General features: G+C 55.4%; 17 protein-coding genes and 2 tRNA genes. All 19 read right to left on the minus strand.

Features of this window, described 5'->3' with window-relative positions; genetic code table 11:
- Window positions 1-7: 7 nt before the first annotated feature.
- Window positions 8-82: transfer RNA gene (locus OR1_RS15240), tRNA-Glu, on the minus strand.
- Between the two features lie 39 nt (window positions 83-121).
- Window positions 122-196: transfer RNA gene (locus OR1_RS15245), tRNA-Gln, on the minus strand.
- Window positions 197-264: 68 nt separating this feature from the next.
- Window positions 265-804 (minus strand): 2-oxoacid:acceptor oxidoreductase family protein, encoded by a 540-nt coding sequence (locus tag OR1_RS15250; protein ID WP_041972750.1) that lies wholly within the window; start codon window positions 802-804, stop codon window positions 265-267.
- Window positions 805-881: 77 nt separating this feature from the next.
- A complete protein-coding gene (locus tag OR1_RS15255; RefSeq protein ID WP_041972751.1) occupies window positions 882-1,625 on the minus strand; it encodes a thiamine pyrophosphate-dependent enzyme in 744 nt (247 codons plus the stop codon).
- A gap of 1 nt (window position 1,626) precedes the next feature.
- Entirely contained in the window at window positions 1,627-2,721 is a 1,095-nt protein-coding gene (locus OR1_RS15260) for a 3-methyl-2-oxobutanoate dehydrogenase subunit VorB (protein ID WP_082002984.1), read from the minus strand.
- 24 nt (window positions 2,722-2,745) lie between these two features.
- Window positions 2,746-2,949, minus strand: a complete 204-nt coding sequence (locus OR1_RS21735) for an ATP-binding protein (RefSeq protein ID WP_082002985.1) — start codon at window positions 2,947-2,949, stop codon at window positions 2,746-2,748.
- 88 nt (window positions 2,950-3,037) lie between these two features.
- Window positions 3,038-3,913, minus strand: a complete 876-nt coding sequence (gene hisG, locus OR1_RS15265) for an ATP phosphoribosyltransferase (protein ID WP_041972752.1) — start codon at window positions 3,911-3,913, stop codon at window positions 3,038-3,040.
- Window positions 3,910-4,287, minus strand: a complete 378-nt coding sequence (hisI, locus tag OR1_RS15270; protein WP_041972753.1) for a phosphoribosyl-AMP cyclohydrolase — start codon at window positions 4,285-4,287, stop codon at window positions 3,910-3,912. Before hisI ends, hisG begins: the two co-directional genes overlap by 4 nt.
- A gap of 40 nt (window positions 4,288-4,327) precedes the next feature.
- Complete coding sequence (locus tag OR1_RS15275; protein ID WP_052440513.1) at window positions 4,328-4,666, minus strand: hypothetical protein; 339 nt, start codon at window positions 4,664-4,666, stop codon at window positions 4,328-4,330.
- Between the two features lie 76 nt (window positions 4,667-4,742).
- Window positions 4,743-5,489: a 23S rRNA (guanosine(2251)-2'-O)-methyltransferase RlmB gene (rlmB, locus tag OR1_RS15280; RefSeq protein ID WP_041972754.1), complete on the minus strand. Its 747-nt coding sequence runs from the start codon at window positions 5,487-5,489 to the stop codon at window positions 4,743-4,745.
- Window positions 5,489-6,217 (minus strand): orotidine-5'-phosphate decarboxylase, encoded by a 729-nt coding sequence (pyrF, locus tag OR1_RS15285; RefSeq protein ID WP_041972755.1) that lies wholly within the window; start codon window positions 6,215-6,217, stop codon window positions 5,489-5,491. Before pyrF ends, rlmB begins: the two co-directional genes overlap by 1 nt.
- A 111-nt stretch (window positions 6,218-6,328) precedes the next feature.
- On the minus strand, window positions 6,329-6,652 hold the full coding sequence (locus OR1_RS15290) for a hypothetical protein (RefSeq protein ID WP_041972756.1): 324 nt from the start codon (window positions 6,650-6,652) through the stop codon (window positions 6,329-6,331).
- Between the two features lie 140 nt (window positions 6,653-6,792).
- On the minus strand, window positions 6,793-8,505 hold the full coding sequence (locus OR1_RS15295) for a proline--tRNA ligase (protein WP_041972757.1): 1,713 nt from the start codon (window positions 8,503-8,505) through the stop codon (window positions 6,793-6,795).
- Window positions 8,506-8,730: 225 nt separating this feature from the next.
- A complete protein-coding gene (locus OR1_RS15300) occupies window positions 8,731-9,096 on the minus strand; it encodes a hypothetical protein (protein ID WP_041972758.1) in 366 nt (121 codons plus the stop codon).
- Between the two features lie 187 nt (window positions 9,097-9,283).
- Window positions 9,284-10,342 (minus strand): flavodoxin-dependent (E)-4-hydroxy-3-methylbut-2-enyl-diphosphate synthase, encoded by a 1,059-nt coding sequence (gene ispG, locus OR1_RS15305; RefSeq protein ID WP_041972759.1) that lies wholly within the window; start codon window positions 10,340-10,342, stop codon window positions 9,284-9,286.
- A 95-nt stretch (window positions 10,343-10,437) separates the two neighbouring features.
- The gene (locus OR1_RS15310) at window positions 10,438-11,847 is read right to left on the minus strand and encodes an ATP-binding protein (RefSeq protein WP_052440515.1); all 1,410 of its coding nucleotides are present in this window, start codon (window positions 11,845-11,847) and stop codon (window positions 10,438-10,440) included.
- An 8-nt stretch (window positions 11,848-11,855) separates the two neighbouring features.
- The gene (locus tag OR1_RS15315) at window positions 11,856-12,140 is read right to left on the minus strand and encodes a sulfurtransferase TusA family protein (RefSeq protein WP_041972760.1); all 285 of its coding nucleotides are present in this window, start codon (window positions 12,138-12,140) and stop codon (window positions 11,856-11,858) included.
- Between the two features lie 27 nt (window positions 12,141-12,167).
- Window positions 12,168-13,283 (minus strand): YeeE/YedE family protein, encoded by a 1,116-nt coding sequence (locus OR1_RS15320; RefSeq protein ID WP_152609928.1) that lies wholly within the window; start codon window positions 13,281-13,283, stop codon window positions 12,168-12,170.
- Window positions 13,284-13,359: 76 nt separating this feature from the next.
- On the minus strand, window positions 13,360-13,752 hold a 393-nt coding region (locus OR1_RS15325), incomplete at its 5' end, for a (Fe-S)-binding protein (protein WP_041972762.1).

The raw sequence follows: 13,752 nt of genomic DNA on the forward strand, positions 1-13,752 counted from the left end.
TAAAAGATGGTGATCCCAAGGGGACTTGAACCCCTGTTACCGACGTGAAAGGCCGGTGTCCTAACCACTAGACGATGGGACCTGAAAAATGTATGCAAATCTTCTTGGCTGGCGAATGAAATGGCTGGGGTGCGAGGATTCGAACCTCGGGATGACGGAGTCAGAGTCCGTTGCCTTACCGCTTGGCGACACCCCATCAAACCAGAGGTTTTTTAGCAGAAAGATCTTCCCGGGTCAAGCCTTTTTCCGAGCCTATTTCATTTTTCAGACTGTCCGGTCCGCGCCGGCCGCGATCGCCTTGACATTGGCCGGTATAAACCGGTGATTCCGCTCAGGAAGTGCGTCACTCAGGGCATCTTCAACAGCTTTGATGGAGACGGCGCCACTTTTTGCGGCATACGCCCCGACAGCCACCATATTGACCATCCTCGGGTCACCGAGCGAGTTGGCAATCTCGTTCATGGGGATTGCTATCAACTCGACGTCGCTTCTGACATGGCCAGCCGTATCGACCAGAGATGTATTGACTATGCATATCCCGCCGCTGGCGACCTTCGGATAATACTTGTCAAAGGAGAGCTGATTGAGCAGCACCGAAACGCTCGGGTTGCCCACAACCGGAGATCCCACCTCTCCGTCGGCAATAATCACTGTGCACATCGCCGCACCGCCGCGCTTTTCAACGCCGTAGGCCGGAAAAAACGAGACGTTCTTCCCTTCCCGAATTGCTGCATACGAAAGCAGGTTTCCGGCGAGCAGGACACCCTGGCCGCCAAAACCGGAGATAAAGAGATCGTGACGCATAAAAGGACCCTCGTGAAATGTGAATGGTGAATAGTGAATAGATGAATGGTAATTATTCACCTTTCACAATGCACTCTTCACAGGTTGTGAACGTTTTTAAACACTCCGACCGGGAAGTATGGAATCAACTCGGCCCCAACCCTCGCATTTGCCTGCAGGGGGTTCATCCCCCAGTTCGTAGGGCATGCGGAAAGGGCCTCGATGAAAGAAAATCCTTTCCCTTCAGCCTGGTAACGGAACGCCCTGGAGATCTGCTTCCGGGCGTCGATCAGGTTGCGCGGGTCATTGACCGCCACCCTGGCGCTGAAAGCAACACCGTCAAGGTTTGACAGCAGTTCGGCCATCTTGAGCGGGGCGCCGTCCTTGGACTGATTGCGGCCATAGGGAGTGGTGGAGGTTTTCTGACCGACAAGCGTTGTTGGCGCCATCTGGCCACCGGTCATGCCGTAAGTGGTATTGTTGACGAAAATTACCGTGATATCCTCGCCGCGGTTTGCGGCGTGAATGATCTCGGAAGTGCCGATGGCAGCCAGATCGCCGTCACCCTGGTAAGTGAAGACTATCGATTCGGGCCTTGCCCGCTTGACCCCGGTTGCAACCGCAGAAGCCCGGCCATGCGGCGACTCGACCACATCGATGTCAAAGTAGCTGTAGAGAAATACCGAGCACCCCACTGAAGCGCAACCGATGGTACGATCGCGCAGACCATGTTCGTCCAGCGCCTCGGCAACAATCCTGTGGATGGTACCGTGCTGGCAGCCGGGGCAGAAATGGGTCTGTACGTCCATAAGAGAAGCCGGTCTTTTAAAAACCTGTTGCATATCAAAACCTCGTGAAAGGTGAAAGATTTGTGAATATCAGTAATGCGTTTTTTATCTGTTCGAAAATCTCTTCCGGCGTCGGCAACGACCCGGCTCCGGGAGGCCGGCCGTAAAAATCGATTTCAGTGCCGGGCTGAACGGAGAGCCTGACATCATCGATCATCTGGCCGGTGCTGAGCTCGATATCGAGGATCTTGCGGCACCGTCCGGTGAGGTCATGGTACGCCTTGGCCGGGAATGGGAACAGCGTGATCGGTCGCAGCAGTCCGACCTTCATCCCTGCTTCGCGAGCCGCCATTACTGCAGATTTAGCGATCCGGGCAGCAGACCCGAAGGCTGTCACTACCAGTGTGGCATCGGCAGTCTCAAACTCTTCCCACCGGGATTCCTTTTCCTGGAGTTCATGGTAACGCTCATGCATCTGCCAGTGAAAGGCCTCCATCTCTCCGTCACCGAGTTTCAGAGACTTGACCACCCGTTGCTCCGTACCCTCTTTTCTGCCGCGCACTACCCAGTCTTTTGCCGGTAGAGTGGCAGCAGGTCTCGGATTAGGGATGATAGCCTCCTTCATCTGGCCGATGACGGCATCGGCAAATACCATGGCCGGCATCCGGTAGATATCCGAAAGATCAAACGCCAGCATGGTCAGGTCATACATCTCCTGAACCGATGCCGGTGCCAGAACGATAATGCGATAGCCCCCGTGCCCTCCACCCCTGGTTGCCTGAAAATAGTCGGCCTGGGAGGCATCGATACCGCCGAGTCCCGGCCCCTGCCGGCAAATATCCACAATGACGCCCGGCAGTTCCGAACCGGCCATGTAGGAGATCCCCTCCTGCTTTAGAGAAATGCCGGGACCAGATGAGGAGGTCATGGCCCGAACCCCGCAGGCAGAGGCGCCAAGGAGCATGTTTATGGAGGCTATTTCGCTCTCAGCCTGGATGAACTCTCCACCCAGGGCCGGGAATTCGCGGGCGAGATACTCGGGAATATCGCTTTGCGGTGTGATCGGGTAACCGAAATAATGTCGGCAACCCGCCTCAATTGCCGCCATGGCTACCGCTTCGTTCCCCTTTACAAACTTTCGTGCTTGCACAACAAACCTCCGCGAACAGAATCGCTATTTAAAGACAATGATTGCCGCATCCGGGCAGATCTGGGCACAAAACGAACAACCGGTGCATTTCCCCTGATCCGGGGCCAATGCCGTGTGGTATCCCATGGAATTGATTGTCTCGCTCATCGCCACGATCTTGTGGGGACAAACAGTAGTGCAGAGACCGCACCCTTTACAGCGCACAACATCGATCTCAATTTTCGGCATGGTTAGAACCTCTCATAATACTTGTCCTACAAACAAAGGGATAGCGGCATCAACCGCTATCCCTTATTCCAGGCTGAGTAATAGCCGGTCAAATAATCTTGTTAAGCGGATATTCGACGATCCCCTGAGCTCCCAGTTTCAGCAGTTCGGGCACGATCTTCCGGACATCCTTTTCCGGAAGCACGCTTTCGACCGATACCCAGTCAGAGTTGAAGAGGTGGGCAACGGTCGGCTGATTGAGACTCGGCAGGATTCTGGTAATCGCCTCGACCGCGCTGTTGGGGGCGTTCAGTTTCAAGCCGACCATCCCTTCGGCAGCCAGGGCCGATTTGAGCAGCTTGGCAATGGTCTCGATCTTCTCCCGTTTCCAGGAGTCATTCCAGGCTGCCTTGTTTACGACCAGGACCGGCACCGACTCCATCAGTTCGCAGACGATCCTGAGGCCGTTGGCCTTGATGGTGGAACCGGTCTCCGTGACCTCGACAATGGCGTCGCACAGGCCGTCAACGACCTTGGCTTCGGTTGCACCCCAGGAAAACTCGACCGTTACCGGGATATTTCTCTCGGCAAAATAACGCTTGGTGAAACCGACCAGTTCGGTGGAGATGGTTGCTCCATGGAGGTCTTCGGGCTTTTCCACCTTGGAGTCCTTGTTTACCACCAGCACCCAGCGTGCCGGCCGGCGCGAGACCTTGGAATAAACCATCTCGCAGACCTCGATGACATCCGACTCGTTCTCACGCACCCAGTCACGCCCCGCAATGCCGGCATCAATGGTTCCCCGCTGCACGTACTTACCCATTTCCTGGGGGCGGATCAGCTTGCAGTTCATTTCATCATCGTCAATGCCAGGGAAATAGCTCCGGGACGATATGGTTATCTGCCACCCGGCCTTCTTGAACAGGTCGACAGTGGCGTTCTCAAGGCTCCCCTTGGGGATGCCGAATTGCAGGACATTGCTCACTTCTTGTATACCTCCTTGGGATCAAAGAGAGGGTTGGAGTGTTCCACCCACTGGCCGTTTTCCCATTTAACGTAAAAACAGCTCCGGTTGCCGGTATGGCAGGCAGCTGGCCCGTTCTGTTTCACCCTGATGACCACGGAGTCGCTGTCGCAGTCGGTATAGGCCTCGACTACTTCCTGGGTGTTGCCGGATTCTTCCCCTTTCATCCAGTACTTGTTCCTGGTCCTGCTGAAAAACCAGGTCTTGCCGGACTCCAGGGTGAGGTTCAGGGTCTTTTCGTCCATGAACGCCACCATAAGGACATCGCCGGTCTCATGGTCCTGGATGACGGCCGGGATCAGGCCGTTCATCTTGCCGAAATCGATGGCAACCATCGTTATTCTCCTTTTATACGGGTTATTGGGGGGATGAAATCTAGATATCGTCCTGCACGCCCCATTTATCGATGAAATGGATTCTGCGCAATACGTTCTGGCCGCTCACCTCATCAAGGATCTTATCGGCCTCTTCCGCGGTAAAACCGACCTTTGGCCTTACCCCCATCCAATGAGTGGCCTCACCGGCCGGGGTTTCCATAGGTCGTGGCACCGGAGGGCCGGGCTTGTATTTATCGTTGATAAAGAGGGCGGCCTCATACTGTCTCGGCCGCTTTACCAGCTTTACCTCCACCTGAAATCCGCTTTTAAGGGTCTTGGTAAGTATTGAATCTATAATTTCCATATCCTTTGGTATTTCACCGGAATCTTCAAACATTTCCTACCTCCTGATAGGATTAAAATCAGGCCATAATAATACAAAGAATCTACATTTGCAAGCAGGCCGTGGATTTTCAACCGGCGCTGCCGGCGCTCCGCTGCCTTACCACCTCGAACAGAGCGATGCTCCCGGCGACCGCGGCATTAAGCGACGAAACACCGCCATGAATAGGAATGGAGAGGACCACATCGCACGCCTTTCGGACCAGCGGCCTGATCCCTTCCCCTTCGCTGCCGACCAGAAGAGCAACCTTGCCGCAGAACTTCTGGCTGTAGATCGTGGCAGACGCATCATCGGCAAGCCCATAGATCCAGAATCCCGCTTCCTTGAGCTGTTCCAGCGCCTGAACCAGATTGGTGACCCGGGCTACGGGCAGTGTCTCCACCGCACCGGCAGAGACCCGTTCAACCGATGGTGTCACACCTACGGAACGGTCTTTGGTAATGACAATACCAGATGCGCCGGCACAGGCCGCGCTTCTTGCCAGAGAACCGAGATTTGCCGGGTCCTGAACTGAGTCCAGCAAGAGCAGCAGAGAGTCTGCGTCGCCAGCGGTTGCAGCAATAATATCTTCCAACTCACTGTAAGGGAACGGTTCGACCTTGAGGGCAACTCCCTGATGATGGTCAGAACCGGCAAGACGGGTAAGATCCTGCTTCTGCCGCTGCCGTACCGACACCCCCCGCTCTCGAGCCAGCTTTATGATCCGTTCCATGCGCCGTTCATCCATGGGGCCGGAGATAAAAAGCTCGAACGCTTTCCGTTTCCCACGGAGCGCTTCGGTAACGGCATTGATCCCGTAAACGATCTCTTCGGCCACTAGAGAACCGCCTTCCCGGCAACAATCTCGTCAATGATCAGATTGCACGCCAGCGCCGGATCGTTATGGGCGGAGATCGGTCTGCCGATCACCAGGTAATCGGCGCCTGCGGAAACCGCCTCGGCCGGGGTCATGATCCTCTTCTGATCGTCAGCTGAGGCAAACAGAGGCCTCACCCCCGGGGTGACGATGAGGAAATCGCTGCCGCATGCCGCCCGAATCATCGGCACTTCCTGCGGCGAGGCAACGACACCGTCAATGCCTGCCCGCCGGGCAAGCTTAGCCAGCCTCACGACCTGGTCGCTGATCGGCGTCTCGATCCCGATCTCCGCCAGGGTCTGCTGATTCGACGAGGTCAGGATGGTCACAGCCAGCACCTTTGGCCGGTTATCACCGCACTGTTTCCGGAGCGTCTCCATTGTGGTCGCCATCATCTCGTAACCGCCGAGTGCGTGCAGGTTGCAGAGCTGCACCCCGAGCCGAGCCGCCTCGACTGTGGCCATGGCGACGGTGTTTGGGATGTCGTGGTATTTCAGGTCGAGAAACACCTCGCCGCCGGTAGCGCGGATTGCGCGCACTGCCTCGGGGCCGCAGGCGGTAAAAAGCTGCTTGCCGATCTTGAACATCCCAACCTTGTTGGAAAGGAGTTCCGCCCATTTCCGTACTTCTGCCATCCCCGGCACATCCAGGGCAAAAATGATCTTCTTGCGTGCTTCATCGCGGGTCATGATTGAGAACCTTTTCGGGATTGATATTGAGACTTACATAGCAGGAGCGGCGAGAAAATACAACTGATAGTCTGTCCGAAAGATCCATAAACAGTCCGGATCAACGGCTGTCTAATTGTTATTGTCAAAGTCCCCCCAGACGGCCAGCCACTGCTCCTGAGGGGTCCGGCTATCCCCGAATTGAACGATTATCCCATCTTCCCGCTGGTATGAGCATGACCATCCGGGCTTGTCGGCGCCGTCAAACATCGGGTATTCATATTTATGATCCATGGGGTTATAAGGAGCCGAATACGTTCCGTCATTCTTGGGGGGAGGACAACGCTCATCTCCTGCATACCATGGTTGAGAATCACGGCTCGACTCAGCTGCCAGCAATGTGGATACTTGGCACAGCATAAATATCGAAAGCGTTAAGGTAATGCATCGGATCATGTTCTTTCCCCTGCAACTAATTGACTTCAGCTATCAATTCACACCTGATGCAAAACTACCGCATCATGACATTGATGACAATTAAAAAAGGCGGGGAGTCACCTCCCCGCCTCACGGATACAACCATCGCTACCGCGGTTCTATTGCGCCAGCGCCTCTGCAACCAGCTTCCGGACCCTGGCCACTGCCTCATCGATAGGGAGCAGCTCCACCTCGCCGCTCCTGCGGTGCTTCAGTTCCACTTTCCCTTCGGTCAGGTTCTTGGCGCCGACAACAATCCGAAGGGGGATGCCAATCAGGTCCGCATCCTTGAACTTGAATCCGGGCCGCTCGTCGCGGTCGTCCAGCAGCACTTCCACGCCGGCCGAGGCCAGACGGTTGTAGATATCCTCCGAAGCCTTGACCACCGGCTCCTCCTTGACACTCAAGGCAGAGACGATGCAATGGAACGGCGCGATCGGGATCGGGAAAATGATGCCGTTGGCGTCATGGTTCTGCTCGATGCAGGCGGCAACGGACCGCCCCACGCCAATGCCGTAGCACCCCATAAAGATCACCTGCTCCTTGCCGTCGGCATCGAGATAGGTCGCCTTCAATTTCTCGGAATACTTGGTGCCGAGCTTGAAGACATGGCCGACCTCGATCCCGCGCCACACCTCCATCGCCCCGCTGCTGCAGCGCGGACAAGGGTCGCCGGACACAACGGTCCGGATATCGGCAAACGCGGTGACATCGAAATCCCGGCTGTGGTTGGCGTTCCGGAAATGCAGATCCTTGGCGTTGCCACCGATGATGAAGTTGCACATCCCCTGGATCGCCTGATCGGCAATGACCCGCACCGTCACGCCGCTAGGTCCGGCAAACCCGACCGGGCCGCCGCTCGCCTTGACATAAACCTCGTCGGTTGCCATCTCCAGCTCGGCAGCGCCAAGGAAGTTCTTCAGTTTCAGCTCGTTCAGGTCGTGATCCCCGCGGACCAGCGCCATGACCGGCTCGTCATCGGCAACCACTATCAGCGCCTTGACGGTCTGGTCGGGATGGACTCCCAGGAACGAGGCAACCTCTTCGATCGTCTTACGGTCCGGGGTTGCCACCGCTTCCTTTGGGAGCAGCTCTCCGGTCGACTCCGGGAACGGCTTCGACTCGGCCTTTTCCACGTTAGCCGCATAGTCGCAGGCGCTGCAGGACAGGATCGCATCCTCGCCTGAATCGGCCAGCACCATGAATTCGTGGGACGATGACCCGCCAATGCTGCCGGTATCCGCCTCCACGGCGCGGAAATTCAGTCCGCACCGCTCGAAGATCCGGCGGTACGCCTGGTACATCTTGTCGTAGGAGATATCCGCAGCAGAGCTGTCCACATCAAAGGAATAGGCGTCCTTCATGATGAACTCCCGGCCGCGCATCAGGCCGAACCTGGGACGGATCTCGTCGCGGAACTTGGTCTGGATCTGATAGAGATTGATCGGCAACTGGCGATAGCTGCGAATCTCCCTGCGGACGATGTCGGTTATAACCTCTTCGTGGGTCGGTCCGAGGCAGAACTCGCCGTCTTTCCGATCCTTGAACCTGAGCAGCTCCTTGCCGTAGAACTCCCACCGCCCCGACTCCTGCCAGAGCTCGGCCGGGGTCACCATCGGCATCAGGAGCTCGATGGCGCCGGCCCGGTTCATCTCCTCGCGGACAATCTGTTCCACCTTGCGGATGGAACGGAGTCCAAGCGGCAGGTAGTTGTAGACCCCGGCCGCAACCTTCCGGATCATCCCGGCGCGGAGCATCAGCTGGTGCGAGATCACCTCGGCATCTGCCGGGGTTTCCTTAACTGTTGGTATAAAATACTGGGAATATCGCATTGAAAAACCTCTGGTTTGATAAAATGTGCATTGCGTGATTTGCATACCCGACTGAGCCCGCGATACAGCTCCTCACCGAGCCTGCGGACAACCTTCAAGATGCGGGATAATAGGCGAAAGGGGTTGAAAAGTCAAGGGAGGGTCATACGGGGCCGCTTATACTCTTTATGATTCGTATGCAAGCAATTTTGAATAGCTATCACGGAAGATATGGAGTTCACGGGATCAACCCAGCCCCGCATTCCTCATCTCTTCTGCTAACTTTTTAGCCAGTGCCCGCTCTTCGTCGGTTACATAAACAGTCGGGCTGCCGCCGGAATCAGCCTCCTTTTCCTTGGTGGCAATCGTATTACTCTTTTGCATAGCATTTTGCATTGCATTTTGTATTGCAAGCACTTGAGGGCTGGATTCCGCACGGGCTTTTGCCTCTTGCAGCATCTGTTCGGTAGCCTTCCGGTTCTCGCTTTCGCTGTAACTGATCAGCGCCTGAGCAATCGCGTAACCGGCGCAAAACAAGAGAGCCAATGCCTTAAAGGCAAAAACCAGCTCGTCGCTTGTCAGAAATAGCATGATGAAAATTGCCGCTTCCAACGCATGTTACCTTTCAAAATGTTATTGCAGCGACCAAATACCACTGCTCTAACAATATATCGGCATTATCAGGCGGTAAATGTAGCGAAAAACAATAAAGCCGCCCAAACCTTTGAATCGGTTTGCAGCGGCTTTCAGACGTTACCTTGAAACTCCCGGCCTAAAAGAGGGGAATCTCCTGCTTTCACTAATCCTTCTTAACAGAGTTCATCACTTCCTCTACCAGGGCATCGGCCAGCTCCCTCTCCGGCACCTTCCGGACAATTTCGCCGTGCCGGAACAGCAGCCCTTCGCCCCGGCCGCCGGCTATGCCGAAATCGGCCTCGCGGGCCTCGCCAGGGCCGTTTACCACGCACCCCATGACTGCGACCGTGACAGGGGCGTCAACGGTCTGCAGGCGGCGCTCAACCTCCTGGGCCACGGTGATCAGATCGATCTGACAGCGGCCGCAGGTCGGGCAGGAAACGAAATTGATCCCTCTCTGCCTGATCCCCAGGGCCTTCAGAATCTCGAACCCAACCCTGACCTCGTCCACCGGATCGCCGGTGAGCGAGACCCGCATGGTATCGCCGATACCTTCGGCCAGCAGGATACCGAGCCCCACCGACGACTTGATGGTACCTGAAAAAATGGTGCCGGCCTCGGTGATACCGATATGGAGCGGATAATCGACCGCATCCGAGAGCAACCGGTACGCTGCCACGGTCTTCATGACATCGGAAGCCTTGAGCGAGATCTTGATCTGGTCGTAGCCGATATCCTCAAGAATCCGGACATGGCCGAGCGCGGAATCGACCATGGCCTGCGCCGTGGGATGGCCGTACTTAACCAGCAGCTCCTTTTCCAGAGAGCCGGCATTGACACCGATCCGGATCGGCACCTGCCGTTCCCGGGCAGCCCGCACGACCTCCTCCACCTTCCATTGCTCACCGATATTGCCGGGGTTGAGGCGGAGACCGTCGATTCCCCCTTCAAGCACCTTCAGCGCCAGCTTGTAGTCAAAATGGATGTCGGCAATAACCGGAATCGGGCTGACTGATTTGATCCGGCCGAGCGTCTCGGCGGCATCCATGTCAGGCACGGCGCAGCGAACGATCTCGCATCCGGCGCCGGCCAGAGAGTTGATCTGGGCAAGGGTTGCCGTCTCGTCACGGGTATCGGTGCTGCACATCGACTGGACCGAGCAGGGCGCCCCGCCGCCGACAACCACACCCCCTATTGATATCTGTCTGGTGAGCTTTTTCATGAAGCGGGATAGTAGGTTAAAGGGGGGGAAAAGTCAAGAATGACAGTGGCCGGGACGAGGCAACTACCAGAACCAGCGAAAACAAGAACTGGCTGTCAGCTCTTTTTTATCTCCGGAAGGGTAAAATAGAATGTTGCCCCTTCCCCGACCGCGGCTTCAGCCCAGATTCGACCGCCGTGCCTGGCAATGACCCGTTTTACCGTCGCAAGTCCTATTCCGGTCCCCTCGAACTCATCACCATGGAGTCGCTCGAAAACCTGGAACAGTTTCTTGCTGTAAGCCATATCAAAGCCAACACCGTTGTCGCGCACGTAAAAAACCTGTTTTCCCTTACTGTTATCCTTTCCTACTTTAATAACAGCTTCAGGGTTTTCCGATGAGTACTTCCAGGCGTTACCGATCAGGTTCTGCAGCACCAGATCCAGGAGCGTGGCATCACCTGAGGCGATGAGCCCCGGTTCGACAAAGGTTCGCACATTCCTGTTCGGTTCAGTATCGCGGAACATGGCGATGATCTTTTCCGCAGACCGGCTCAAATCGTAATTTGTATGCCTGATCTCCAGCTTGGAAACCCTGGAAAGATGCAGCAGGTCATCGATCAGTGCACTCATCCGGCTGCTGGCATTGCTTATCCGTTTCAGACAGTCTATCCCTAGTTCGTTCAGAGAATTGGCGCATTCCTCGGAGAGGATATTGGCAAACCCCTTGATGTGGCGCAGAGGCGCCCGCAGATCGTGGGATACGGTATAGCAGAATGTCTCCAGTTCATTGTTTGCCAATTCCAGCTGGACGGTGCGTTCCCTGATCCGGCTTTCGAGTTCCGCATTCAGGTGACTGAGCTGTTCTTCCGCTGTTTTCAGTTCGGTTATTTCATTGTAAACAACCACCACATCCGCTAATTCGCCATCCTCGTTCTTGATAGGAGTGGCAACAACATTGAATATCCGGTCACCGTACTTCCAGCTCTCGATCCGACCTATACCCCGGCCGTCCTGGATCATCTCGCAGGCACATCCCTCTTTCGGCCGGTTATGCCGGCATACTTCGTCGCTGCAGTAACTACCGATGACGGCAGAGAGGTCCTTGTCCGGGAAAAACAGCTCGCGAAGCTTGTTGTTGCATGACAGGATCTTTTTCCGGCCGTCAATTACGAGTATACCCACCTCGGCGGCAGCAAAAATTGCCGAGGTATTTTCATTGACAATATGCAGCTGATGGTTGGTTTCCTTCAGGTTTTCCAGAACATGCTTGATAGAACTGGAGATAATGCCGATCGGATCAACGTCCACGAGTGTTTCATCATCCAGCTCTTCTGGTTTGAGCGGCTGTGTGCCCATTACACCCAGCAGTTCATTGGTTTTTGTACGAATGTAGGCGCTTTTGCCAGCAATTTTATCGCGCAGGTAGCCGTTCTCCTCGCGCAACCGTTTCAACTCGGCATAGAGTGCGTCCAGAGAAGCGCCTGGTTGATCCGGCTTTATATAGGGAGAAGAGTCATTATTCATCTCATTCCCTAAGCCGATTCCCAGGTGCCTGCCTGTTGGCCGCAATCATGGTTTGAGACCTGGATCATGTAACAGGATTCATTTTTCATTACTGAACAATGGAGCCCCATATTGCCTGCAGATTCGGGAATGGTCGTGGTTGAGTCCCTGTTGTCGGTTCGAAAAACGAGTTGAACCGTACCATTGTTAAGATCAACGAAGTTCTTGTTGATCTCTCTGAGGGCAACCAGCAAGGTTGACGGGCATATCTGCCCGCGGATATCGAATTCAATGGTTCTGACAGGAGCTGCCATCTTTAATCACCTTTACGGCCGATGTCGTCAGCGGATCACCAGTTTTTTCAGAAATAACGTGCCAAGCCAGGTCCCGGGAATGATGCCTGCCACAAAAAGGATACTCTGCAACGCCAGGATCGGCAAGCCGCCGAGAAGGTGCCAGACGTTGCAGGCCGGCGCCATTCGCGATGCCAGCCCCATGATTATGCCGCCAATAAATGCGCATATATAATGTCTTAACGGCATTTTCGCGTAAATCTTTAATTCATTTAACATCCAGGCAGAGGCGGCGCTCCCGCACACTATCCCGACTATTACCGGGAGCTGAATCACGGCTATCGCATCGATGGCCGGGCCAGGCCCCCCGATCAGCGATGATCCTGTCAGTGGATGCCGGTAACTGAGGGGAACTGATCTGAAATAGGCAAGTTGCCCAAAATGCTCTGAAAATACGATCGATTCGCAATAACCGGCAATCTTGGCGTAGGCGGTGGTGATCCCCAGCGGCAGTCCCACAGTGACATATGACAGGGTGCCGATCAAAGCCAATAAAACCGCTGCCTGCCACTGCTGCAAGGCGCCCTCGGCAAAGGTGGTCCGTACCCATCCTCCCATTTTGTGAACCCGATAAAAATACCAGCCGGAAAGAATTGCCAGCAGTATTACCGGCAAAACAGGGGTGATCCCCAGCAACTGTGGAACCGTAACCGTTCCGGGCCAAAACGTTGTCTTCCTGATGACGGAACTCCACCAGGGATGATACTCGGCATAAATCGCACTCCCGATTATCAAACCGATAAAGGCCACCAGCGCCGGAATGCTGCCGCTACCCATCTTGTAGAGTGTTCCAACCACGCATCCACCGGCGAGCACCATGCCGATCCCGAACAGAAAACCGCCAATCAGGTTGGCGAGTGATGGTGAACCGATCAGGGGAAACGGGTAGAGAGGGAGCAGCCCGCTGAGACGGGACAGTTCAAACAGCAGCATACCAGTGGCAACGAGCAGCAGCAGGATGCGCAACTTAAACATCGATTTAAAGAGAAAGATATCCCTGAACATCCCGGCGATACAGAAATCGGAGCGATGCATCACATACCCTGCCCAGGTTCCCAACAGTAAGCCGCTAAGCAGGACAAGTGTAACTGTGTTGTCTGTCATCATAGTCTTAATATACTAAAAAATCCGAACCTTGCCGGAACGGATTTTTTTGCTGTTTATTTCGGCATCATAGCGATCACCTAACCGCCTCCGCGACGATTTCGGCAACATCCCTGACCCTGGTCTGGCCGGACAGTTTATCTTTGAGTCCGTCTTCGAACATGGTCAGGCAGTAGGGGCAGGCGACGCAGACGGTATCCGGGTTTTTGGCCAGTGCCTCTTCGACCCGGTTGATGTTGATCCGGGCGCCGGTATGCTCTTCGAGCCACATCCGGCCACCGCCGCCGCCGCAGCAGAACCCCTGGTTCCGCTGCCGCTCGAATTCCACCGGCGGTTCTCCGGTAGCCCGGGCGACGGCGCTTCTCGGTTCGTCGTAGATGTTGTTGTGTCTCCCGAGGTAGCAGGAGTCGTGGAAGATGATTTTGCCGAGATCGGTGGCCTTGCCGGTTGTTTTGAGCCTGCCTGCGGC

The sequence above is a fragment of the Geobacter sp. OR-1 genome (assembly GCF_000813145.1).
Lineage (GTDB): Bacteria > Desulfobacterota > Desulfuromonadia > Geobacterales > DSM-12255 > Geoanaerobacter.